Here is a 24,468-nt window from a genome sequence, read left to right on the forward strand (position 1 = left end):
CGTTGAACCGGAATACACGTATTTATGATTTCCACCGGCCGGACTGGTGATTTCCAGTTCACCGGATTTGCGCTTTCAGCACACCGGAATATTCAAGAGCCTCATCACTTATTTCGACTAAAGTATCATTACTATAAAAACAACGTTCGAGATGCACACTCCAATGAAGTTCGTGTTTTTCGTAATCATCGATGTTTTTCAAAAACATTTCATATTGTTCATCAAAGGATTCTAATGGAATGAATTGATTAATGACATCATCCGCATGTGAATCATCGCAATCCAATTTCTGTTTTATTATCTGCCTGATATCTTCCATGTCTGTGGTGTTCCAGTCCCACCTTCCGATGTAGCCCCTCCTTTTTAATATCGGACACACTGATATGTACCCCTCTTTTACATGAACAGGATAATACACCAAGGGTCTGCGTGTTGGCAGTGTCCTCCTCACATTCTGCAAGATCCAAAGTGATGCATATGAGCCAAACGGATCACCAGAATCCGGATCGTATTTATCCACGGCATACAAGAGACCGATACAAGCCTCCTGGAGCGTATCTGCCATTTCACATCTGAATTGTTCTGCTGTTTGCAGTGCGATCCGTACCGCGAAGCGAAGATGCATTTCGAATACACGTTTTCTGGCGTATTGATTTCCCTCCTTCACCTGGTACTTCAGCTGATCCATTTCACGAGCTTGCGGAGGCTTTATTTTTCTTACATACTTTATAAAGGGCTGCAAAGTATGGTCCTTTTTTATCACTCGATCAAACGTTTCCTCATAGTCGACCTGTGCGTAATCATCATACACATCGTCTGAGTCGACACTCTTTGTAGCCGGAGCTGTATCATAGACCAATATCCCCCGTGCAGTTATACTGCTCGAGAGCCAGTCTACATCCTGAATGGGAAGCGACCATTTGTCAGAGGCATCTATAATATCATCAAACAGGACATATCCTTGTTTTTCTGATAATCTGACCAGATGCTGATATGCACTTGTTCTATTGTCACTTCCCACCGAAACCTCACCCACTCACTTATTTTATACATAATTTCAGGATATCCTCACTGTTTATCCCGCTGTTAAATTTATCTTCAAAATCTTCTACGAATTCATATAACCTCTCAATGTAAGAATCAGGATCACGGGATCCATCATCTGTGATCAGTTTTTCGTAGAGCACGTCTATGCCACCTCTGACATAACTGTTAAACCGTTCTTCATCTGCCGGATCTTTACCAGGGAATCTGAATGCTTTGTCAATCCGCTTTTCTTCGTCTTGTTCATAGTTGGAATCTAATAGCATGATAAGCGCAAAATTGAATCCAAGCTCTTTACTAGAATACATGACACGATCGCCCATTACATTCGTGTTGTAGACTTCACCTGTATCCGGATTCTTCGTATTATCGAGATCAGCCGTTCTCCCATAAAGGAATCCAATCAATGGAGCATTTGCATATACATCCACGTTTCTGTCAATCAGCTTTGCTTTACTTAAATCATCAAACACGCTTGTCAGCATATCTACACGAAGAGCGTGTCTGCCTCTGAATCTGTATTGTTTATCAAACATGCCGCTCCTCCTTAAATCAGTACTGTTTCAAATTCGTTTTTCTTATCAAACTGATGTCTGCTGCCGATTTTATCTCCCATATACTCTTCAGCAAGTTCACCATCCGTATCCTTGATAAAAATGATGACCTGTTCTGCAGTCTCCGGAAGGGCTTCACATACCGTCTTTATTCGTCTCTTATCAAAAGCCGACAACGGAGCATCCATAACAAGAGGATAAGGCTCAGACGAGAGCAATTTTGCATCCTCGTCCGTAGCATTACGATTTTCCCTGGCCATTTTTATGATGCCGGTGATGAAAGCAAAGATTACAGAAATGCTCTGAGCTGTTGATGTCTCCACATCACCTTCATAGTCGTTTGCCTGAACTGTAATATGGTATTTCTCATCTATGGTCAAAGACAAACCTCCTTCATAGATTTGTTTGAAAATATCATTGATGGTATTCTGCAGCTGATTTCTGATCTTTGTTTCGCTGGAGGTGTACACCTCATTCAATTCATCGTAGATCCGTCTGGCACAAGTCAGGTAAAGCTGCGTCTTCTTGTTCGACTCATCAAGAAGCGTCAGTTTCTGTCTGGCAGTATCTGCTTGCTGCATGTCTCTTTCAAGACGGCCCTTTTCCTGATTCAATTTATCCCGTTTGGTACGGCTCTTATTTATCACATCATTACAACTTTTGATTTCATTATTAATAGCACGTACTTTCTCTCTAACATCTCCACCACTTAACTTTTCTTCTACGGCATGCAGCTCATCCGTCTTCTCAGAGATATCATCCATCTGCTCACTTACAGTTGTCATATTTACCTGCATCTGCTCTGTAAGATTTTCGAGCCTTCCAACACGGCTTTTAGCTTCATCCTTGAAATCCGATACTTTATTACTGATTGACTTAGGTGCCACATAATTAGCGAGATCCTTCACTTTATTGTATGCCATGGATCCCTCATTAAGCTGAGTGCCACAAATGCACACCTTCTGTCTAAGTAAATAATCAATCGTTTCTTTTCTGACAAAAGGTATGTCTTTTCCTAGGAAATCGTGATCGGACAACACTTCCAAAGCGCGTTTAATCATCGATATGGAGAAAAACGAACTCATGGAATTATTGAAATCCTTACATATCGCTTTGTTTACTGCAGCCTTGCTATTTTCGGCGCTCTTAATACTGCGTTGCAGCTTTTCTTTTTCATCCTGCAGCTTTTCACCTTCTGCATACTGTTTTATCTCTGCAGTCTTCTCTGATTTCCTTGTTTCAGCAGATGCAATCTGAGAATCAAGCTGTTCAAACTCATCGTCTATCTCTTCAAGTCTCTTCTTGCAATTTTCTATAGTAGCGGTATAGTCCTCTATCTGTTTGTTACTCTTGGTGTTAAAGGAGTTTTCATAACTCCCAATAACGCTGTACTGTTTCCGAGGATTAAAATGGTTTAAGGCGCTGATCATTGCATTCAGGCCAAGCAGTCCCTTTACTGCATCTGCAAAATCGGTGGCCTTCTTGCCGGTAGAAATGTCCTTACTCATTTTTTCAATGCGCTCACCATCGAAGAAGAAATACCTCGACAGCTCTTTCGGCAATATCTTTTTCACTTCCATCTCGCATAGGGATTTTTTCACGTAAGAAGTGTTTCCACTGGAATCTTTCATTTCAATGTCGAAGATAGTATTATCTCCTTTTACATTGCCAGAGTGATCCTTATGGTATACCTGTTTACGGATAAGTTTGTAATCTACTTCACCATGCCGAAGCGCCAGTGTTACCCGGACTTCTTTTTCATCGCTCGGAGTCATTTCAGTTGCGACAATTTTATTCAAGATTACCTTATCCGCAAATTCAGTCTCTCCATACATGCACCAGAAAAAAGCCTGAGCGAATGTTGTCTTTCCTGTTCCGTTTTCACCTAATATGATCGTGACATTTTTCCCGTTCTCACCTTCAGCAAAGTCGATGGATTCATCACGGAACTGCCGGAAGTTCTCTAGTTTTATTGATTTAAGCAGCATTGCACTTCCTCCTCGATTTGTTTCTTAATCCATGCGATCATCTGACTGTCACTTTTTTCTCTGGTCTTGAGATTCCTATTCTCCTGGATGATGATCTTGCGTTTCAATCTCTCGATAGACTTATCATCAATCCGGATGTTACTGTAGTCACTCATAATCATTAACCTCCTCCGTTTGAGACCCATCCAAATGATATGCTTCTTCTATATCCCAGATCAGATTATTGGCTTCCATAGAATTCATTGCCAATCTTCCGAATTCTTTGATCCTGGCCAGTTCATTCTTTACCAAAGTTATATCCCGATTTGCCTGATCTATGGTAAGTCCCGACACCGAATCAAGTGGCCTTGGTAGTGTTACAAAATCATAGATCTCGGCAAACGGCTTATTTGGAGCCTTTCTGAGTACTCTTCCACGGCGCTGTATATACTCCTTGGGATTAGTCGTACTCGCAAGTATGAAAGCAGTCCTGATCCCCGGTATATTAACACCTTCATCAAGGCATTTGATCGCCACAATGGCCTGCAGGTCACCATCCTGAAAATGCTCCTTTATGAGGGCTCTTTGCTCCATATTTTCCTCAGATGTAAATCGTGCTGCACTCATTCCCAGCTCATTACCGAGTATCTTTGTCACCGCTTCTATCTGCCTAATATCCGTTTCGTCATCAGGAGAATCCTCGTTTTCTTCGTATATTCTCGTGGCTCCGCAATACACAAGAATATTATTATCATCTTTATATGGTTCGATTACCTCTCTTAGCGCATCCAACTTCTGAATAGCGCCAGCTACAACCTTAGATCTCTTGAGAGCTAATATCTCTCCGTGTTTATTCAGTTTGAGTCTACCATCTCTGCCCTTGATCACATATTTCGACATCTCGTAGGACAGCTGCTCATATGATTCGAGCTCTATATCACTCAAGTACACAAGCACCGGATAGTATTTATATGGAGTCAGCTTATCTTCCGCAATAGCACGCTCCAATGTGTATTCTATGCACTTCTTGCCGAAGAAGTCATACAGGAACGCAGTCCCTTCTTCATCACGATGCCGCTCAAGTGTAGCGGAAAGCGCAAGTCTGTACGTGAATCTGTCATCAAGCAGTTTGGCATATGATCTGGCTCCGAAATTGTGTGCCTCATCAACAACAAGCAGAATAGGGGATTTTATTTTGCTGATCTGCTCCTGCATGTACTTATCTGTAAAAGTAGCATTCGTACATACCACGCAAAAGAATCTTTTATCCTTTCTGATCTTCTGGTCAAGTACAGCCCTTGACAATCTCTTTCTCCAGTCCTTATGCGAAGCATCTCCGTAAGCCACGATAGGTTTCATATTGAAACGTACTATGTCGTCAACCCATTGCTCCACGAGATGCTTATATGGGGCCACGATGATCACGGCTAGATCATCTCCAAGGTCCATTGATAATTTGGAGATCGCGCCCAGGCCGGTATATGTCTTTCCGGTTCCGGTGGCCATATCAAAGATCCCTCTGTAGTTCTCGCCTACCCATACAGTTATAGCATCTTCCTGATAGTCATGCAGTGAAATATCATCAGGGATTCTAGGGCCTATAGCCTCCTTAGAATGCATTTCTCCTCTCAAATTCTTGTTGGTCTCTTTTCTTTTATAAAACTGCTCTTTATCAATATCGAAGTTCGGCTTCTTGCGTCGGTATTTTTCGATCAGAGTCTCTGATATTTTTGGGAATTCCAGCACCTTGAGGCTCGGCTCCACGTTGTTCCACATTGCATGAAAGGCGTTTTCCTTCAGCTGAACACGATCGGCCTCCGCTCCTTTCCAATCACAGAAAACATCTATCGTCTCATAGTTTATAGACATTGCTGTCATTGACTCGTTCATAGAACCAGAAAACGCGACATGATTCCCATCAGAATCTTCTATGATGCCCATCTTTTCATGATACATCCCGATATCACCGTTATTGTCAGTATACGCTATCCTGATATCCATGATACCGTCTGCGATCAGATTTGCCAGGAGATTGAGACGCTCCATCGAGTAATAATCAGATGGTTCATCAGAAATCTGCCTGATAAGAGCGCCTTCTATGATTTTTTCTCTATTCTCATATCCAGCCTTGATGGCCTTTAGATCATCATCAGAAAGATACGGTGATGCAACAATCTCGATCCGGCCACCATTCTGTGCCATATCGCCAATTCCCTTAGAAATCTCCACAAGAGAAGATGACGAAAAGAATCCTACCGCTCTACGATACATAGCGGCATCATGAAGGAGCGGCAGATAGAAGTCCTGGATGACATTGTCGATCAGAGAGCGATATTCACTTTTTATATTGTGTTCTTTCAGGCTCATACTTTCTCCTAAATCTCATCCTCGATATAATCAAGAGCTTTTTCTAACTCAGCGTAATCCTCGTCTGATGTGAAGTAGCTCACGCTAAAGCGTACAGTACCGGCCGGATATGTCCCCACAAACCGATGAGCAAGAGGAGCACACTGAAGACCGGTTCTGACCGCTATATTACATTCATCAAATACTGGTCCCGCACTGTCGCTGCTTATCCCCTCTATTACAGCAGATACAATACCTACATATCTGCATCCAGGTTCATTTCCTATTATCTGAATGAAATCATACCGCTCAAGTAGCTCTATCAGTCTCTGTCTATGCTCCTGCTCTGTATTCCAGATTTCATCGATGGTTTTTTCTCTACCCCATTTCAACGCAGCATTCAGGCCAGCAATGCCAGAGATATTAAGCGTCCCCATCTCATATCTCTGTGGCAGGTCTTCTGGCATGTCCTGATTAGCAGACTCATATCCGGTTCCGCCGAAAAGTACCGGTGAAAACTTCATGGCTGGATTCATAACAAACCCAGAGATTCCGGTAGGGCCATAAAGGGTCTTATGCCCTGCAAATACAGCAAAATCAATAGTTGAAAGACCTACATTCAGATCTACAAGACCAGCTGTCTGTGCCATATCAACAAGGGTCACTGCGTTGTATTTCTTTGCAAGTGAAAAAATCTTCTCGACCGGTGCTATCAATCCGAACACATTACTAGCATGACTTACGATCACGAAATCAGGCTTATCCGCATCAAACTGATAACGGATACGTTCCATGTCATATACCATCTCATCAGAGACCGCTAACTGTCTTACCTTTATGACCCCCTCTTTTTCAAAATGATGGAGAGTTCGTGTAACGGCATTATGCTCAAATGGACTGATATAGATATTTACAGCGCCATCAAAAATGATTCCCTGGATGATAAGATTGAGCGCAATCGTCGCTGTGGGTTCGAATACCACCTGCTTCGCGGAACAATGCAGGAGGGCTTGTATTAGCTCTCTAGTCTCGCCGATCAGTGATCCCGCGCTCTGTGAGAGCTTATAGTTTCCCCTTCCGGCATTAGCACCAGAAGAACGATAAAACTCATCCATGCTACGATAAACACATTCTGGCTTCGGATATGTAGTTGCTGCATTATCAAAATATGCCATGCATCTGCCTCCTTAGCACATTCCCTTTAATATATCCAGGAGTATCTGTCTCTTCTCTTGTTCAGATATCGAGAAGCCCATAGAATCAATTTCTGCCATAATGGAATTGTACAGCAGTTTTCCTTTTTTCGTGGAATCAACTCTATCAAAACGTTTTACTTCTGTCTTTCCGTCATCTGTCCTGAAATGAATCTCATACTCGGATGTAGAAGTTGGATCGTCCTCCGTTTCCCCGCTATGGAAAGATTCCGCTGTATCTCTATACATTTTCAGGTTTTCAACAAACCGATCGATCGTGTTATCATTCCAGTCTTCTACCCGGAGATCCGTAGCCACTTTTGCCAGACGGGAGACAAAAGTGCTCTCATCATTGGTTACAGTCTTAAACAGACTCAGGCATTTTTCAGTCCCGTTCTCGAACAACTGCTCGAAGATATGCTCATCTAATGTCTCGCACCAATCCTTTATCACGGAAGACAGGGATATTCTATTGATCCGGGATCTATTGAAGCTAATAGCAAAGATTTCCTTGGTATCATCAATCAGCAACTCCTTAAGTTTTGAGACCGCTGTATCATAGAATTCTTTTGCCTGTGCGATATTCTCTGCCAGGCCCTCATTGAATTCTTTGTATCCGAAAGCATCCGGCAGCTTCTCAAAGAGCAGTTCCTGTCCGCTGAGATTCTGCCTCAGGAGCTTTACCATCTTCCTGTATCTGCTGTTTACTTTTCTACCTGCAACTCCTGTTGTCTCCTTCGCAAATCTAGGCAGAGACAGATACCAACGCTTCATGGCGGATGCCGCGTATTCATATGCACTCAGATCCCGTTCTGCTTCGATCACATACTGACTAAACATTTCGGCAATGTCAGTCACAAAGCGCTGTTTTTCCGGATCCCAGTCCAAATATGATATCTGATAATCATCCGGAGATGAATTGATGGCCTGAAGCGTATCCGAAGTCATTGGTACCTGTCCATGCTCATTCTCCAGAATGATATCCTCATGGTACTCATGAAATACTGCAGCTATGTAAATCGGAATCACTCCGCTGCGAAGTCCAATGTGATACTCTGCCGATGTGAGTTCGTCATACAATTTTGCAAAAGATATGCGCCCATTCTTTTTCGCTTCCATGATGAAAGCAACAATCGTATCGAGAACCTTTTTCATCTTTTCATCATCAGGAGACAGATTAATCCGCGTTCCTGATTCATCGTCGATCAATACGCCTTTGCGAAGCAGTGTGCTCCGCATGATCGAGACTTCCTGTCCTGATCCGGTCAAACCTAAGTTAGGCTCTAGTGTGCTCCGCAGCAGCCCCGCTATGATCTTATTCCTGCTGTTATTGGCAATCGAAGTGATCTCTTCTTTGTTGATCGCCTCATTATTTATCACAGGAGTCTCGGAAAAAGCCTTAAAGCATAGCTCAGAAGCAAGCTCCGTAAGAGCTGCCCTGCGTAGGATAATCCGCTCTTCACCATCACTGATATAGACGGAACGATACTCTTCTGGATGTGTGCATCCGCTTATGAAGGAATTGATTACCTCCCGGAGATCTTCATAGATGGCTTCATATTCTTCAAATAGTACCGGATCTTCTTTTGCCGCAGTACGTAATGTCTGAACAGCATCATATTCCTTGAGGATCGATCTGATCTCTGTATACTTTTTTGGAACAACAAAGATGCACCGCTCTACACCTTTGCTGGATTCAAGCACGGCCCGCCTGATGCGGGTTATGGAATCACTACTGTCAGGAACAATCGCATAAATAACGCCATCAGCATGAACGCCTTCTGCTTTCCGATTCCAATCCACATCTTCTAATTCCTGTTCTTCTACAAATTCCACTTTGAAATAGCGGATCATTTCGCGTTCATCATTGTATCGAGATGGGTAAATGTACCGGTCAATATTTGCCGCATCCAGGGCAGCCTTGAGCGAAAAGTGAGCATCCAACGAAGCGATTGTATCCGAAATTCTCTGCTCGATATCTACGCCTGAGGTCTGTTTCAGTTTCAGGTAGTCATTGCTCCGTCTCAAATAAATGACATATTCATCATTTATTAGGTGCTCTATGGCAGCATTAATCTCTGCAGGCGTGTATTCCATGCCAAAAATACCGACCAGCTCTTCCTTGACTGGCTTCAGCTTATCAAACTGTCCAAGAGTGTAGATCAGAGAGATCGTTTTTACGATCTTGCTTTCAAGCTCCTGGTCTCTGATCTGTTCGAGGATAGTTTTTGTCAATACATAGTTCTTGTGTATCTCTCCGGAGATAGGCTCCTTCTGAAAAACCGGATCGAAGTAGTCAAATATCAGATCCGGTGTGATGACACAAAATACCGGTCTGCCTGGCTTCTTTAGAAAAGAAGAAAGTGTGGATGGACCATCCGCAGACAGGAAAGTAAACAAGGTACGCTCGTTCTGTGCTATCTGTTCTGACAGCCGAGGAAGGATAAACGTAGACACAGGATGCAGTGGATAGCAGCCAAAGATAGTGGTCTCGAGCTCATGCTCTTTGGCATCGCTGAAGATAGCGTGATCTCCATACCGCTTAATGAGTTCATCGAATCTGGCCTTGTTCTGTGGCTTATTACAGAAAGCTTCCCACTCATCCTTATCTTTCATGATCACAGTCGAAATGATCTCGTAAGTCTGAGAGAAGTTATTATTCAGATGTATGTGTCTGAAACGCTCTGATACTCCTCGCCAGCCGTCGACCTTTTGCTTTGGCAGTTTATCAATATAATTGGATATCTCCTTATGCGAAATCAGGAGCAGATGCATTTCAGCTTCACCACTGCGGTTGCACTTCTCCGCAAAATCCTGAAGCATCTTCGTATCGCTGACAGTAGCAGACGTGATATTAGATTCCAGGAACTTGCTAAATTCATCATAAACCACATATAGCCCCAGATAGCCTCTTTCCTTGAGGCTCTTTGTCACGCTCTCATACAGATCAACTACATCGAATCCTACAAAGGGATTAAAAAGGCTTCCCGCCGTAAGCGATGGGTAGATGCGTTCAAATTCATCATAAATCTCTGAATTATAATTCTCCAATTCCTCGAGGAACGCTTCAATAGGCAGACTGATCCCCTTCTTGAAAGTAGCATAGACTTCAGGATAGTCTGTCTTCCATTTTTCTATTGTCCTGATAGCTGCCTTGTAGTTAGTCTCAGGCATGATATCCAGGTTGTTCTCATTCAGAGTCCTCTGCAAAGCCAGCAGGAAAGCCTGAGGCAGACTTGTACTTGTTCCGTTGATAATTACCGGGAGTATCTTATTGCTACTCTCGCTATAGTAATTATCTATAAGCTGCTTCAATTCCGGATCCTCATCGATCTTTGGCATCAGATGTACGAAGAGGCTACGGTCTCGCTGCATCAGGATAGAAAGAATCGTAAGAACGATATGTGACTTACCCTTTCCATAGGCTCCGATCAGGACACGTGCACGTTCTGTGGAGTCAGGATGTGTACTGAGAAGTATTTCCTTCAACAGCTGCATTGAAGATTTTGTAGGTATGAAGTTTTTCAGTTTATCATCATGATTTAAGTCATACCCGATATTCACCGAATACTGGAATCCCGGTGCGACCTGTATCATTTTACTCATCAGTCTGTCCTCTCAATGTCAGCATAATATTTCTCAACGCACTCTTCAAACGTCCGCTTGTTAATGATCTCAATCACATCAAGCCCCGCCGTGCGGTTTATCTTTATTTCTCCTATCTTCTCCACTTCATGCAGTACCTCAAGCATGCAGATCGAATCCAGGTTATATACCTTCCCTATATTACACTTTGCAGTAAGCAGCTCATTTAGCCCGATCTCGTCTCTTCCATCCGCTTGGTCAGATATCACTGCCATGATCACCCATGGGTTGAAACTCTGGACCGACGGAATTGTCTTCTTGTATATATAGTTGCCGCGTTCACGGCTTAGAATGTCAACTAATCCCAACTCACTAAAAGGGCAGGTGATGTTATTCTCCGGCGAGTCTTTTGACTGCTCTGACCTGTACCTCGAAATGTAAGTATTCATGACACAGTTGAAGTCATCTGTAAGAGACCTCAAGGCCACTGTAGTATCCTGCAGCTTGAGATAGCTCTGTATCTGTTCAAGAAAATCTTCTCTCCCAAATTCCTGCATAGTGAATTCATTGAAGAAATAGTACCAGGATGGTGCCATATCAGCATTTGTTACGAGCTTATACTGCATCAGGTACAGAGTCCCGAGCTCTTCTGTGTAGGCGTCATGTGCATAGACCAGCTTTCCGAAATCCGTAAGTGTCTGATCCTTTCTGCCCTTTGCCGGTTCCGTGGTAAGTCCCACAGCCTGCAGCCAGTACCGGAGCGATCTCACCATATTTGACCCGATGCCCAGGACATCCATGGGATTTTCTTTTTTGTCTGTAAAGACATTAGGCTTCTGTGATACAAAGCGCATTCCTTTGCTGAGCCATCCCTTCCTTATGAAAAATGTCTCATGAGCCCGAAACCTCATAGCCATGTCCTTAGATCCTCCTAATCCTTAGTCCGTAAATATTTATCCATCATGCAGCCTCCGCGAAGATACTTTGCGGTAACACACATCTTACAATGTACGCATTTATCAGGATCGATATGATAGCCATCTTCCGAAATGGATATCGCTCCTGCCTGGCAGAGCGACTCGCACTTCAGGCATTTCCTGCAAGCATTAAACTTTCTGACCTGGTAGCCTACCATATGCTGCAGGCTATCATGATCCTTAACATTCATCGTGCGGACCTTTACCGCATGCTCGTATCCATCCTGCTCAAATGGCTGCACTGATAGAATGGGTACATTTGTTCCCAAATCAAGCACAAGCACTTCGTGCAATAACTTCTGTCCGAGTTCTGGAGCCACCCTGCCAAATGGCGTCAGCATATTTAAAAACTCATCATCCATCGGACGTACAAGTCGATAGATCTTTGCGTGGTCTTCTGTCGTACAGTTCGTAAAACGAATCTTTACGTCTCCTGCTGCAGCGAGTCCATTGCCTCCCTGTCTGGCTTTCCATGCTCCGGAATCCACGTATTCCTCAGGATCTGGTTTACCAACCTTTTTAGCAAAATCGATAAGGAACTCCCTCCAGAGTTTTGATTCTTCTGGCATGTATATCCTCGAGAGAAATTGTGCTCTCTGATTATTGTTTGGACAGCACCAACATCCTACCCGATCATATCCAAGACGATAGGCATCATTAAAATCAATGTCCTCTGAAAGGATATATAGCCATATATCCATGTCTTTCCAGAAGAAAATAGGTGAAGCGACTGTCTGCTGTTGTATCTTTACCGATTCTGCGTCATCCTCAATCCGGTTATACTTACTTCTCGAGACCGATTCCGATTTCCTGATTCCGTAGAAAGTCAATATACGCTGATTACGGTACAGCCCATTGATCACACGAGTGATCGGGCCGGTCTTGAACATTGAGCAGCACCAGCGCATCATCCTAGCCGGAGGACCGATATCCTCACATACTTTATGAAAATCCTGCTCATAGTTCTTCGCTACCTTGAAAATCGCCTGCGGATGATTCTCTCGATACCTCCTGGCGTACTCTATAGTAAGAGGAAACTCAAGAGTCGTGTTGCCAAATATATGGACCAGGCTCGGATCACTCAAAGCCTTGATGGCAAGATCTGCTGTCACTGTGGAGTCCTTCCCACCGGAAAAGGAGAGAACGATATTTTCCTCCGGAAACTTCTCTGCCGCCTTTGTGATGAATCGATGCGCTTCGTCTATCAGGTAATCAAGACGCATTCTATTTGCATTCACAAAAGCTACTATATACTCTTCAAAGTACTTATGAGGATTATCTTTCTCATACCGCTGTAGCTGTTCAATATATCCATCCGTATTCGTTTCTTTGAACAGCCTGTTTGGAAGTGAAATCGCCTTCCCATCTATATAATATCTGTTATTCTCTGCCCATACAGATTTCTCTGCCCATTTATATGGTTCCTTATCAAGAAGAAGTTCTAACAGGAGCCTCTCCTCCGGAAATACCGGGCGGATATCCCTCGCCAGATACTTCATTTGCTTTCCGCATCTCGGACAGATGCCCTTATCTGGCTGAGAAACCTCCTGCATGACAGGGATATGGCATTCCTTACACCAATATACTTCAGTCGGTGTATCTTCGACTGTCTCCTCACCGCAGACAGGGCAGTTCTTTTCATTTGTCTCTATATTACAGTTCTTACACCACACGCTATCTGCTCCTTAAATACAATGCCTCACTGAGTGTCTGGCTCTTCAGTGCCATATTCACATGTAACGATATCCTCGATCTTACAATCGAGTGTCCGACAGATCTTATCAAGAACGCTTGTGGATACATCCTTACCTTTACCCATCGCTGCTATGGCATTTGTCGTAACATGCGCCTGCACATGCAGGTCTGTTTTGGTCATTTTCTTATCAATAAGAAGCTTCCATAATTTATCGTAGTTCATAGCCATCGACAGCGCTCCTTTTTCGTTTCTCGAAGAGACGACACCTACGTCTTTGAGAGTACCATACATGTCGTCTCAATTCAAGAAAAGCTTGAAATCCTCAAGCGCACAGGGTGTGCCAGGAACCTTCTTTAAGGCAAGTATATTGCCTATATCTATCACTCTTAGATAGAGTTAAGTCAAGGCATAAAAAAGCCTGCCCATATAATCCTCTGATCGGAATTCTATGGACAGGTTCAAAATGTTAAATATTCCAATTCATCGTTTTACACTTGCAAAAACCATATCTCGCTCACTCACCTCGAAAACTTCGTCCGATCTTTTATTGTTACATGAGTAGCATAATGGAACAATATACCAACGTCTATCAGCACTGCCTGCTTTAATCACATGTTCTCCAACTTGTGCTTTATTGCCGCAACCGCTGCAAGAGCATTTTGAAAACGATCTTCCTGTCTCATGTTCCCAATATGCCTCCCACGAATTATACCCAGATGGTGGTAAGTTGTCTTCGGTTCCTTTGATATTCTTTACTCTAACCATTTTAAAACTTCCTTTCTCAAAAACTAAAAAAATCCCGTCCGCATGGGAGATTCCCGCGTGGGGAATGCGGACGGGCCAATTGTGTCAAATTGGTTCCGGGAAGCCTCTACCGGCTTTCCCCGGAACTATATGATAATTGTCAAATCATTGATTTTCTTCAGAAGGATTGGGATTACTTCTTAGCCGTGATTGTAGCGGTCTTTACGTTTCTGCCAAGGGTGACAGTAGCCGGATCAGCGACAACCTTAGCTGCAAGAGCCTGATCAGTTACATTGACATTTACAGTAATCTTGGCTGCGCCGTAATGAGTAGTATCAGCAGTAGTAGCAATTGTGATGGCAGCATTACCTGTCTTCTTTGCTACAAGAGTGCCGTCCTGGACAGCAACAGTGTTAGGATCGTTAGATGTAACAGTGTACTGGTTTGATGACTCTACAGTAAACGGAACAGAAGTCTTATCAGCTGTTGAAAGCTTAAGAGAAGCCTCTACATCAGTCTTATCCTGAACATTGCCCTGTGCATCATATGATGCTGCAGCAGAATAATCCTTGCCCTCAAGAGTAAGCTTAAGAGTAGAGAATGCTTTTGCAGTTCTGCTCGTGATTACACGGATCACAGCAACTTTCTCGTTAGTGCCAGTCAGATTATTTGAAATCTGGATATCATAGTACTGCTCGTTAGCATTAAGTGCGGCAGCATTTGCAGTAACTGTATCATCATTTACAGTGATATCTGTTGTTCCTGAAGTAACAGTAACATTGCCAGATGTGTTGCTCTCAGAGTAAGCCGTGGTTGTTGACTTATCGGTGTAAGTGTACTTGTCTTTATCTCTGAAGAGGGTGTTATCGGTCTGTATGCGACCACTGCTTTCTGGCGTAACTACAACGGGGAATCATTTACTCTCCTCCTTGAGCTGGAGAACCGGTTCGGAGAGAAATACACCGAGCAGATAGAAATAGCATACTCCTATGAGTCGAAGCAGACCATCGTCCGTGATTCCGGTCAAACTGATGAACAGAAACCTTACCCTATCAGATTCCAGACAGAGACGTACCGCATAGGTAAAGTAAGCGCCGATGGCGTATTTTATCCTGAGCAGATATAATCTCGGTCATAAGAACATTTTCACGCTCCGAACCTGTCCCTGACATAACAGGGATGCGAGCAGTACTTCCTCGGCGCACTCCCGTAGACCTCGAACTCCCTGCCGCAAGTCGGGCAGATCTGCGTATGGAAGGTTCTCCGGTCGATCAGATCAAGATGGTTGTTCCACCACTCGTTCCGGCACTTGTCACAGCAGAATATCTTTTTCTTCCGCTTCGCAACCTGGTGTATCTCCATTCCGCAGTTCCTGCACGGCGTGATCTCCCCGGTGAACTGGATCGCCTTTCTCCTCGGCTGCGCCACTCCGCCGAGTCCGTTCCTCCGGCAGTAGGACTTGACGGTATTGGGACTTATCCCCAGCTTCCCGGCAATCGCCCTGTACCCATACCCGTTCGATCTCATCACTGCGATTCTTGATCTCTACTTATCATCCATTGACCTTTACCTCCGTTTCTTTGCGTATGAAAACTCTGCGGACTTTTTCCATCGTTAGAGAATTTTCCCCAGCACCTTTCAATAAGCGCCGGTCCTCGTATTTCCGCATCGCCATTCATCACTCAAAGCGCCCTGAAAGTCAAGCGGAGAGAGGATTCCCGGCGTCTAGAGCGTCCCAGAGCTGAAACTGTGAGGTAAATCGTTAGGAATGTACATCTCGTTAAGAAGTTACAGAATAATCGTTCATGAATTACACAGGGTGTACGGATATGCACACCGCTTTTTTACAGCCAGATTTCCGGGCAGAATCCCGCGCCAGAAAAGTCCCAAAAACTAAAAAATTCCTGCACACACCCTCGGTGTCCAGGAACGGCTTGTTTTCAAGGTTTAGGAAAATAATGAACGAAAGAAAGCGGTCTCAGGCGGCCTGATTTTGTATCGGAATTAGGCACGGCGTTTCATAAACCTTATTGACCTTTGTTTTTCCAACAGTTCCAAGCCGTGTTAAAAGGATTGAAACGTCAGCAGGCGTAAAAAATTCACCTCCTGATTTTCCAGCATTTGACGCATACATGCTCATCAGATACTCATAGGCATCTCCGAAAGCATCGATATCATGATCCTGTACTGACCCGAGCTTCATCAGAGAAACGCCATTCAGGAGCTTTACAAGTCTTTCATTTCTCTTAGCAACCGTACTGCCGAGCTTGTTGCTGTTGACATCAAAGTCATCGAACAGGCCTGCAAAGTCTTTTTCAGAAGGACTGCCCTTTGCTGACTCTTCAATATTATGGAACACCTTCTCTAGAGTTTCGTTCAGGTTCTCATCATCCTTTGCCCTTGTGGTCACATTTGCAAAAAGCTCACTTGGCAGAATAAAGAACCCTTTTTCCTGAACAAGCCCCTCACGAGCAATCTCTGCGTCTTCATCCGGCATAGCTGCATAATCAAAATCAGTATTCCCTGCTTCGTGCTCGCCCTTATTGACATATTCTGTCAGATTCTCTGAAATGTATCTGTAGAACATCATACCAAGAACATAATTCTTAAAGTCCCATCCATCTACAGCACCTCTTAGCTCATCTGCAATCGCCCAGATGGCGCGATGTAGTTCTTCGCGTTCCCTTTCTTTTTTGCTGTCTGTTGCCATCTTAGTTTGCTCCTCCATTTGACTTATTGATCAGTATTTGCACTTTGTCCGCTATCGACCCATTCGTCCACCTCCGATAAACGTAACTAATACTTAAGTTCAACTTTGTGGTATGGAATGGTTCTCTTCTTAATCCATAAGCGGATAATATCGTTGCTGAGGTTCAGATGCCTTGCCAGATCTTCAAAGTTGATCCAACGTTCGATTTCATTCTCACCTTTATTGTTTGTCTTACTGTTTCATTATTTATAGTTTTCTACTCTCTTTTCAAGCATAGTCAATCATCAAAAAAAGACTCAGTTGTAATGCGCACCCTATAAAAAACATTAATAGTACACCATACAAGCCGAATTCTTTGTATTATTTTTCACAACCATTATGTAAATTGGGCTTTTTATCGCCCAATCAATACTTCGGCACTCCGTACCCGTAGATCTGTCTTCCGCCCACCGGGTAGCTGCGTCTTCTGCACGTGTCGGAGCTATTTCCTTCTATGGTATAAACGGTTCTGCCATCGCATTTTTCCACCAGTCCCACGTGGTCCGGGCTGCCATCACCGCCCCAGTCGAAGAAGATCACATCACCGGCACTCGGTTTGTAGCTTCTGGTCTGCCACTGATGATGGGACTTGAACCAGCTGATGCCGTTTCCAACAGCAGCGAACTTCGGTATTGTACCGCTTTGAATATATCCGCATTGATCTGCACACCAGGAAACGAAGCAGGCGCACCATTCCACACGGCCGTGGAAACCGTACCAGCTCCAGAATTTCTGTCCTCCTCTGTTGCCGATCTGCTGAGCAGCAACGCTGATGATCTTGCCGTTGCCGATGCCGTAGTTGTAATTGCCGTACGGATAGTAACGGAGAACGTGGGCAGGGTACTGCTTGTCGCCATAGGACTTCCAGCCGTGCTTTTTCGCCTGCATGTCCGAGAAATCTGAAGCGTTTTCCACTGTGTAGCCGCCGTCCCGGGCTATAGCCCAGGAGATATATCCATTGCCATAGTTGTAGCCCTGGAGCGCAAGACGGATTCGGTCCATATCCATGGGATTTTTGCACCTGGCCTCCTTCAGAGATGAAGCCAGTGCCTGAACGCCGCACTGGATGGAGTATTCCGGGTCCTTTATGCTCCCTGGAGAGTGAGGATACTTCTTGTTGTAGCCGCTTTCCGAGGCCTGCATGGGATCAGTGCCTCTGCCTCCGGACTCCTGCATCATGACTGCTTTGACCAGCTCCGTATATTCACCGATTCCGTATTGTCCGGCATATTTGGAAATCACGGCAGAATAGGCTTCTACCTCCGGGCTCACCGGCGTGTAGTTTGCCGAACTATCATCACCGAAGAAGTAAAATGCAGCACCAAACAGGATGCAGACAAGTACAATCACAAGGCAGACGATTTCTCCGGCAGATATGGCTCCGATCATTGCTTTTGCACTTCGGATCAGATCCCGCAGTCTCCTTGCCATTCGTTGCACCATTTTTCCAGTTCGCCGGGCGGCTCTCTTCGTGATACGGATACTCTGAAGGGATCTCTTCTGGGAATCCACAACGGTCCGCTGCTTGGCGAACTCACGGATCGCTTTCTCTTTTCCTTTTGTTCTCGCCAGCTGTCGGCTGTTGGCAAAGTTCCGGATGCTCCGCTGACGGGCTGCGATCTGCTCCTTTTCAGCAAGCTTTTTTCTTCGGATCCGGACGAAACTCCGGGCTCTGATTGGAGATACGAGGCCACCTTCCTGCGTTTGGACCACTGCTTGGCGGATCTTTCCTGCTGACCAGGTGGCTGATTTCTCCGCTGCATACACCGCATCCGTTCCCGTATCCTTTGCCATGCCCGTGATCCGGTTCGATGCGTACTCGTTCGCCGATCTGCTGCTTCGGGCACGGGGATCATCGACAAGGTCTTTTGTTCTGGTCTGAACGTCTTTCATCCGGCAGGTCAGGGCCGCTGCCCGGTCCAGTGACTTGATGGTTCCTTTCTGAACTTGCCGGGTCTTTATCTCAGGCATACATCGCTCCTCCTTTCAAAAAATATGAGGGTCGAAATCATCGGTCCTCATGTACGGGAGGGCGTCCCTCCCGGCTTATCCTACGATTTCTCACGCAGAGGCTTCAGGTATTTTTCCACCAGCGCATCGAACTCTTCCTGGGATTTTGCCACTTCACGGATCTTCTCCAGAATGCGGAGCTCCTGATCGGTAAGCAGGTCAGATTCAGGAGAAGATGCTGCATAAGGCTTAGAAGGTGCAGGCTTTCTCACTTCCTCCAGTCCTTCACCCGGTTTAGTGGTCATCAGCTTATACAGCTTCGTGTTCTTCGGGAATTTGTTCTCGAAGGGCACCAGAGAGGAGCCCACCTTGATCAGGCCGTGTCCTGCATCCACATTGGTGATATATGAAAGCTGAAGATCAGAGATGTTCAGCAGTCGGGCCAGCTCGATCCGATCTGTTGCCGCCTGGTTCAGCATGACGATGAACTCGGAGTTTGAAAGCATGGTTCTGGCAGTGTGGGACTGCAGCAGGTCCAGCACGTTCTGTGTGATCCCGGTGCAGTAGGCGCCGTATTTCCGGACACGCTTCCACAGCTTGTACAGGAACTGGGCGGAATACTCGTGCATGAACAAAATATAGATCTCGTCGATGAATACGAATGTCTGCTTTCCTTTCTGCCGGTTTTCCGTAATGCGGTTCAGAATGGAATCCAGAATCACCAGCATGCCGATGGCACGGAGCTGTTCTCCCAGCTCCAGAATGTCGTAGCAGATCAGTCGGTTTGAGGTATCCACGTTGGTCTGCCTTGCGAAGGTGTTGAGGGACCCTCTTGTAAAAAGTTCCAGCTCCAGCGCCAGAGACTGGGCCTCCGGTTCCTTCTGCTTCAGCAGCTCATCACGGAAGTCCGCAAGAGTCGGCGGCGTTCCCATATAGTTTCCCTGCTTGTAGTAGCGGTAGACGTTTTCCGTGCAGCGGTCGATGATGGACTGCTGCCCTTTGGCAAACTTGTGCCCTGCGATAATCTGCTCACAGAGAGACTGGAGAAACTGGGACTTTTCAATGATCGGGTCCGTTTCTCCGTAATTGCTGCTCATGTCCATGGCATTGATGTGGTTCTGGGAGGTGGCGGAGATCTCAATGACAGATCCGCCCAGTGCCTTGATGAGAGGCGCATACTCACGCTCCGGATCCACAACGATAATGTCCGCGTCAGTGGACAAAATGAGATTGGTGATCTCGTTCTTTGCGGTAAAGGACTTTCCGGACCCGGAGACTCCCAGGATAAAAGAATTGCCGTTCAGCAGTTTTCTCCTGTCTGCAATCATCATGTTCTTGCTGATGACGTTCTGGCCATAGTAGATTCCGTTTTTGTCATAGACCTCCTGGACACGGAACGGCATGAAGACCGCAAGGGACTCCGTGGTCAGAGTGCGGAATGCGTCGATCTTCCGGACTCCGAAGGGCAGGGCAGTCTGCAGTCCCGGAAGCTGCTGAAACTTCAGAACCGCCATCTGACAGAGATGCTTTCTGGCAATGGTCATGATCTCCTCAGAATCATTGTCCAGCTGCTTCTTGCTGTCTGCGGTGTGCACCACCGTGATCACCGCAAACATCATGCGCTGGTCTCTGGTGGTCAGGTCATCCAGAAATTCCTTGGATTCCTTTCTCTGCTGCTCCATGTCGTAGGGGACAACGGCAGAGAAGTTGTTGTTCATGTTCTGCTTTCTCTGCCAGTTGGTGATGTTCGTCTCCACCCCAAGGAGCCTTTGTTCCACTTCCTTTACCGCCTCATCCGTAGGCACCGGGATCACGTCGATGCTCAGCATCATGCTTCGGTTGATGTCTGTGATCTCCGCCACCATGCTGTCCTTGATATATGAGGCGTAGTCCCGGAGCAGGATCACACGGCCGCAGCGATCACCGATCTTGAAATAGTCGGAGTGGTTCTCGTAATCGTCCGGACAGATATAGTCCTTGAAGCTGTGGCCTTTTCTCATATGGTCCTTTATGTCGAACTGAAAGCTCGTTTCCTCGCCGGTTCGCATGAAGTCGTGAATGATACGGAGACGTTCTACCGCATCCATCTCCGTGCAGACGGATCCCAGACGGCTGAAGTGGGCGATGAGATCTGCACCAACCCGGGCAAAGTACACCCGGGCATCCTCAATGCATTTTTTGTTTACGGATATCGTGACGTACTTATCCTGAACGATGGCGTTAGAGCCGGTGGCCTTCTCCATGAGCATCTCGTTGTATTCCTCACGGTATTCGTTGAGTCCGTCGTTCTTCATGTCGATCAGGATCTGCTTCTCGAAATCCGTCCGGTTCAGCCTGCGGTTGTTGATGGTGATTTTGGTGGTGCTTCCGCTGTCCAGTGCATTCAGAAGCTCCGAGTATTCCAGAAACATGGCTTCTTTGTCCTCCCGTGAAGCCACCGCATAGTTGATGTCCTCGAACTTGTAGGTCATGGAATACTTGTTTTTCCCGGAAAGAAAAATCCCGTCAGGCCATATGGTGCTGACGGGAATGATGTCCTGGACTTTCTTCGGGACCTGAAAGCGTTCTTTGTCCTGCTTCAGGATATTGGTCAGTGTTTTGATCATATACGTTTCTCCTTGTCATTATTCAGCGGCCGGATTTTGTCTTCCTTCCGCGTTTTCTGCTGTCCTGTCCTTCTCTTGCGGCTCTTCCGCCGCGCCGTCTGAGAGGAAACTTCTTTTTCCGGCTTTCCTCCGCAGACTCACGGAACATGTTGTAATAAAGATTGGTGTTGCCAAAGCAGAGATGCTCCGGCAGAAGAATTTCCGACCGGATCCACGCTGCAATGAATTTCTCTGCAGTCATCCCGTTGTACCTCAAAAATCCGATGGCAGCGAATGGCGCTGCTGCGACGATGCAGATCCAGCTTACCGTTTCAAGACCCAGAACCGGCTTGAAGGTGAAATAGATCAGAACAGCGATGGCGCAGGCCAGTACAGAGAAGATAAACTGCCGCAGCGTGAGCCCGAAAAACATGGACTCTGTGTATTCCCGGATCTCCCGGTTGATGCGTACTTCCATTTAGCGCGCCTCCTTTCCACGTTCAAGCTGGATGGTGGACAGCTTTCCCTGAAAGTTGTCAAAGTGGTAGATGTTGTCGGATAGAATGTCCTTGGGTTCTACCTGACTCCGGTTGGTTTCCTTCACCATATTCTGAAGGTCTCTTACCGGAATCTGGCTGGAATCCGGTACCAGAAGGACTTCGTGCAGACTGCTTGGAAGAACGGTGTATCCTTCTCCCAGAATGTCTGCTGCCTGTTCCTTTACGCCGGGATAGAAGAATGCCGCAGCGCCGAACTGTCTGCTCCTGCTGCTGATGAGGTAGATAGGCTCAAGGCTTCCGGCATTATCCTTAAGCGGTGCATCGGTACCGGACAGAAGATTTCTTCCGTCTTTATCGCCAAAGACAACGTCCTGAAGATCCTTCATCTCGGGAGGATCTATCTTTACGGCGCTGCGGATGGCTTCCTGGAAAAGCTCATTTTTGTCGTAGCCGTTTGCTTCGGCAATTCCGTTATTTACTACCGTGCGCCAGCATTCGCTCATGTTTCTGCTAAGCTGAAGATCGCATATCAGCGCCAGACCGTTTCCCACGTCCAGATGAGGCTTGTCCAGGAGATACTCCCGGTTTCTCTTTGTCTCCACCAGACGAAGAGAAAGCTTGTCCCGGATGTTGTCAAATGAAAGATCCGGCTCTGCCGGGTCCAGCCCTCGGTCTATGCTCTCCAGGTAGGCCCTGGTCACATCTCCCATGAGGCGTTCCAGAGATGCGCCATGACGGAAAAGGTCATATGCCTGATCCAGATACAAGGTTGGGGACGCCTTGCTTCCATTCTTCTGAAAGCAGAACCCGTGGTTCTTCTGATCGTTGATCTTTACCACTTCCACTTCCTTCAGGCTGAGCCCGTTTCTGACATCTTCCGGCAGCTGCCGCAGGATCTCCTGCTTCGCCATTTCCATAAATTCTTTTTCTCTCATACAAATTCCTCCTTGATTTTGGCAAAACAAAATGACAGCCGGAATTGGCTGCCGTAATGGATTGCATGTATGCACAGTTTGTAATGATATTGTATTGACATTAAACGAATAATTGCATATACTGACTGCAGAAGAGAGGTGATTTTATGGCGACTACAAATTTGAATATAAGAACCGATAAGGAGATCAAAGAGCAAGCCGAACAGATTTTTTCAGATCTTGGATTGAATATGACAACTGCAGTGAATATGTTCCTGAGATCTACTATTCGTGAGAATGGAATTCCTTTTGATCTGAAACTGGAGGTTCCTAACGAAGTAACCGCCGCAGCGATTGAAGAAGGCAGACGAATTGCTTCTGATCCTGATGTAAAAGGTTATACCGATATTAGCGAGCTTAAAGCGGCACTTGAATTATGATGTATGAAGTGAAATTTACCAGCCAGTTTAAAAAGGATCTGAAACTGGCAAAGAAGTAGCGAAAAAGCCTTGATAAATTATTCGAGGTCATAGACATTCTTTCTAACGGTAATCCCTTGGACGCAAAATATCACGATCATGAACTGACCGGAACCTATAAAGGAACGAGAGAATGTCATATTGAGCCGGATTGGCTTCTGATTTATGAACTCAGAGACGACGTGCTCGTATTGATGCTTTATCGACTCGGATCACATTCAGAGTTATTCAAAAAATAGAATACTGAAAAATCGAAGAGAGGACGAGTCAGGTATATCTTTTGCCTGATCCCGTCCTTTTTCAATTACAGTCCCATCATTTCCCTGACGATGGCATCGCTCATCTTGACTGATCCCACCAGAACCAGCATGTTGAACACCAGCTCTCCCACGTACTTCCATACCATAGCTGCCGGAGCCGCATCTGCATCCACCACCGGCGGGGTGGATGCGAACTTGGTGAAGATGATACAGGCCAGAACGATAATTGCTCCTTCCAGACATACCGCCGCATATCCCTTCAGAAAACTGATCCCCACATTCTGGGTGGGCTGACCGGCGAAGGTGGAGAGCGGAATCGGTGCGATGGCCGTATACATATACAGCTTGAAGAACCTGCCATAGACGGTAAGTATGATGATGAATGACAGTACTGTTATGACCAGACTGCCGATCAGCGTCACCGCCCAAAGCGGAATGCTTTCGAAGAACCCACAGTCTTCAATGGCTTTCACCATCTCTTTCGGCAGCGTTGTCTTTCCGGCAGCTGCAATCCCGGAGGACCGCATAATGGTACTGACGACTCCCTGAATAATGGTGAATATCGCCATCATCAGCTCCAGCCCGTAGGTGACAACGCCTTTTGCAATGGCAAAACGGATAAAGAGTTTCAGCGCATGCTCCGGCCGTTTCACTTCATCCAGACTGGCGCTGGTTCTCGCCATTCCCACCAGAAAAAACAAAACGAGCAGGGCAAGCCCGATGGCCTGTACTGCTCCGTTGATGTTCAGGATCACCTTCCAGATCCCGCCGCCCTTGAACGATTCCGGCGACATGGTGAGAAGCTGCCAGACTTCCGCCAGTTTCTCGTTCCATGTGTTCAGTGCATTCTGCAGGTTCTGTACTACCCAGTTATCACTCACCGGCCATCACCTCCGGAATCATTGTATTTCTTTGAATTTTTCAT

Annotated in this window: 18 protein-coding genes and 3 pseudogenes; 2 read left to right on the plus strand and 19 right to left on the minus strand. The window is 45.8% G+C overall.

The window, feature by feature from the left end:
* Positions 1–58: 58 nt before the first annotated feature.
* From BLQ24_RS08085 to BLQ24_RS08170, 18 genes and pseudogenes are all read right to left on the minus strand, one after another.
* A complete protein-coding gene (locus tag BLQ24_RS08085) occupies positions 59–1,021 on the minus strand; it encodes a sigma factor (RefSeq protein ID WP_143004278.1) in 963 nt (320 codons plus the stop codon).
* A gap of 19 nt (positions 1,022–1,040) precedes the next feature.
* The gene (locus BLQ24_RS08090; protein WP_090164458.1) at positions 1,041–1,580 is read right to left on the minus strand and encodes a hypothetical protein; all 540 of its coding nucleotides are present in this window, start codon (positions 1,578–1,580) and stop codon (positions 1,041–1,043) included.
* An 11-nt stretch (positions 1,581–1,591) separates the two neighbouring features.
* The gene (locus BLQ24_RS08095) at positions 1,592–3,586 is read right to left on the minus strand and encodes an AAA family ATPase (protein ID WP_090164459.1); all 1,995 of its coding nucleotides are present in this window, start codon (positions 3,584–3,586) and stop codon (positions 1,592–1,594) included.
* Positions 3,568–3,741 carry a hypothetical protein gene (locus BLQ24_RS10130; RefSeq protein WP_176755893.1) on the minus strand — a complete coding sequence of 58 codons (174 nt, stop codon included), beginning with the start codon at positions 3,739–3,741 and terminating at the stop codon, positions 3,568–3,570. Before BLQ24_RS10130 ends, BLQ24_RS08095 begins: the two co-directional genes overlap by 19 nt.
* A complete protein-coding gene (locus tag BLQ24_RS08100) occupies positions 3,734–5,932 on the minus strand; it encodes a DEAD/DEAH box helicase family protein (protein WP_090164460.1) in 2,199 nt (732 codons plus the stop codon). Before BLQ24_RS08100 ends, BLQ24_RS10130 begins: the two co-directional genes overlap by 8 nt.
* Positions 5,933–5,940: 8 nt before the next feature.
* A complete protein-coding gene (locus BLQ24_RS08105) occupies positions 5,941–7,086 on the minus strand; it encodes an aminotransferase class V-fold PLP-dependent enzyme (protein WP_090164461.1) in 1,146 nt (381 codons plus the stop codon).
* A gap of 12 nt (positions 7,087–7,098) precedes the next feature.
* Positions 7,099–10,710, minus strand: coding sequence for a hypothetical protein (locus BLQ24_RS08110; protein WP_090164462.1), 3,612 nt, complete (start codon positions 10,708–10,710; stop codon positions 7,099–7,101).
* Positions 10,710–11,606: a DUF4007 family protein gene (locus tag BLQ24_RS08115; protein ID WP_090164463.1), complete on the minus strand. Its 897-nt coding sequence runs from the start codon at positions 11,604–11,606 to the stop codon at positions 10,710–10,712. Before BLQ24_RS08115 ends, BLQ24_RS08110 begins: the two co-directional genes overlap by 1 nt.
* 14 nt (positions 11,607–11,620) lie before the next feature.
* Positions 11,621–13,339, minus strand: coding sequence for a phosphoadenosine phosphosulfate reductase domain-containing protein (locus BLQ24_RS08120; RefSeq protein ID WP_090164464.1), 1,719 nt, complete (start codon positions 13,337–13,339; stop codon positions 11,621–11,623).
* Positions 13,340–13,365: 26 nt separating this feature from the next.
* Positions 13,366–13,590: a helix-turn-helix domain-containing protein gene (locus BLQ24_RS08125; RefSeq protein ID WP_090164465.1), complete on the minus strand. Its 225-nt coding sequence runs from the start codon at positions 13,588–13,590 to the stop codon at positions 13,366–13,368.
* A 252-nt stretch (positions 13,591–13,842) separates the two neighbouring features.
* Complete coding sequence (locus BLQ24_RS08130; RefSeq protein WP_176755894.1) at positions 13,843–14,127, minus strand: hypothetical protein; 285 nt, start codon at positions 14,125–14,127, stop codon at positions 13,843–13,845.
* A 172-nt stretch (positions 14,128–14,299) separates the two neighbouring features.
* Positions 14,300–14,743 carry a hypothetical protein gene (locus BLQ24_RS08135; RefSeq protein ID WP_090164466.1) on the minus strand — a complete coding sequence of 148 codons (444 nt, stop codon included), beginning with the start codon at positions 14,741–14,743 and terminating at the stop codon, positions 14,300–14,302.
* Positions 14,744–15,252: 509 nt separating this feature from the next.
* Entirely contained in the window at positions 15,253–15,642 is a 390-nt protein-coding gene (locus BLQ24_RS08140) for an RNA polymerase subunit sigma-70 (RefSeq protein ID WP_336433279.1), read from the minus strand.
* Between the two features lie 472 nt (positions 15,643–16,114).
* Positions 16,115–16,816 (minus strand): annotated as a pseudogene (locus tag BLQ24_RS08145) (type I restriction-modification system subunit M); the annotation flags it as partial.
* A gap of 405 nt (positions 16,817–17,221) precedes the next feature.
* Positions 17,222–18,826, minus strand: a complete 1,605-nt coding sequence (locus tag BLQ24_RS08155; RefSeq protein ID WP_090164468.1) for a lysozyme family protein — start codon at positions 18,824–18,826, stop codon at positions 17,222–17,224.
* A 263-nt stretch (positions 18,827–19,089) separates the two neighbouring features.
* Positions 19,090–21,411: pseudogene (locus BLQ24_RS08160) on the minus strand (VirB4-like conjugal transfer ATPase, CD1110 family); the annotation flags it as partial.
* A gap of 22 nt (positions 21,412–21,433) precedes the next feature.
* A complete protein-coding gene (locus BLQ24_RS08165) occupies positions 21,434–21,868 on the minus strand; it encodes a PrgI family protein (RefSeq protein ID WP_090164470.1) in 435 nt (144 codons plus the stop codon).
* Positions 21,869–22,825 carry a DUF5688 family protein gene (locus BLQ24_RS08170; protein WP_090164471.1) on the minus strand — a complete coding sequence of 319 codons (957 nt, stop codon included), beginning with the start codon at positions 22,823–22,825 and terminating at the stop codon, positions 21,869–21,871. It lies immediately after the preceding gene.
* Positions 22,826–22,971: 146 nt separating this feature from the next.
* On the opposite strand from BLQ24_RS08170, the gene BLQ24_RS08175 reads away from it, so the two are divergent.
* Together BLQ24_RS08175 and BLQ24_RS08180 are read left to right on the plus strand one after the other, a co-directional pair.
* Positions 22,972–23,244, plus strand: coding sequence for a type II toxin-antitoxin system RelB/DinJ family antitoxin (locus tag BLQ24_RS08175; RefSeq protein ID WP_090164472.1), 273 nt, complete (start codon positions 22,972–22,974; stop codon positions 23,242–23,244).
* Between the two features lie 74 nt (positions 23,245–23,318).
* A pseudogene (locus BLQ24_RS08180) lies at positions 23,319–23,522 on the plus strand (type II toxin-antitoxin system YafQ family toxin); the annotation flags it as partial.
* A gap of 65 nt (positions 23,523–23,587) precedes the next feature.
* On the opposite strand, the gene BLQ24_RS08185 reads toward BLQ24_RS08180, so the two are convergent.
* A complete protein-coding gene (locus BLQ24_RS08185; RefSeq protein WP_090164473.1) occupies positions 23,588–24,424 on the minus strand; it encodes a VirB6/TrbL-like conjugal transfer protein, CD1112 family in 837 nt (278 codons plus the stop codon).
* Between the last annotated feature and the right edge of the window lie 44 nt (positions 24,425–24,468).

This window comes from Eubacterium pyruvativorans, from assembly GCF_900102225.1.
Classification (GTDB): domain Bacteria; phylum Bacillota; class Clostridia; order Peptostreptococcales; family Anaerovoracaceae; genus Aminicella; species Aminicella pyruvativorans.

Excerpts from the sequence above, each read along its gene's own strand:
- BLQ24_RS08090 (WP_090164458.1), bottom strand. The coding sequence starts at position 1,580 with ATGTTTGATAAACAATACAGATTCAGAGGCAGACACGCTCTTCGTGTA.
- BLQ24_RS08095 (WP_090164459.1), bottom strand. The coding sequence starts at position 3,586 with ATGCTGCTTAAATCAATAAAACTAGAGAACTTCCGGCAGTTCCGTGAT.
- BLQ24_RS10130 (WP_176755893.1), bottom strand. The coding sequence starts at position 3,741 with ATGAGTGACTACAGTAACATCCGGATTGATGATAAGTCTATCGAGAGA.
- BLQ24_RS08100 (WP_090164460.1), bottom strand. The coding sequence starts at position 5,932 with ATGAGCCTGAAAGAACACAATATAAAAAGTGAATATCGCTCTCTGATC.
- BLQ24_RS08105 (WP_090164461.1), bottom strand. The coding sequence starts at position 7,086 with ATGGCATATTTTGATAATGCAGCAACTACATATCCGAAGCCAGAATGT.
- BLQ24_RS08110 (WP_090164462.1), bottom strand. The coding sequence starts at position 10,710 with ATGAGTAAAATGATACAGGTCGCACCGGGATTCCAGTATTCGGTGAAT.
- BLQ24_RS08115 (WP_090164463.1), bottom strand. The coding sequence starts at position 11,606 with ATGGCTATGAGGTTTCGGGCTCATGAGACATTTTTCATAAGGAAGGGA.
- BLQ24_RS08125 (WP_090164465.1), bottom strand. The coding sequence starts at position 13,590 with ATGGCTATGAACTACGATAAATTATGGAAGCTTCTTATTGATAAGAAA.
- BLQ24_RS08130 (WP_176755894.1), bottom strand. The coding sequence starts at position 14,127 with ATGGTTAGAGTAAAGAATATCAAAGGAACCGAAGACAACTTACCACCA.
- BLQ24_RS08155 (WP_090164468.1), bottom strand. The coding sequence starts at position 18,826 with ATGCCTGAGATAAAGACCCGGCAAGTTCAGAAAGGAACCATCAAGTCA.
- BLQ24_RS08165 (WP_090164470.1), bottom strand. The coding sequence starts at position 21,868 with ATGGAAGTACGCATCAACCGGGAGATCCGGGAATACACAGAGTCCATG.
- BLQ24_RS08170 (WP_090164471.1), bottom strand. The coding sequence starts at position 22,825 with ATGAGAGAAAAAGAATTTATGGAAATGGCGAAGCAGGAGATCCTGCGG.
- BLQ24_RS08175 (WP_090164472.1), top strand. The coding sequence starts at position 22,972 with ATGGCGACTACAAATTTGAATATAAGAACCGATAAGGAGATCAAAGAG.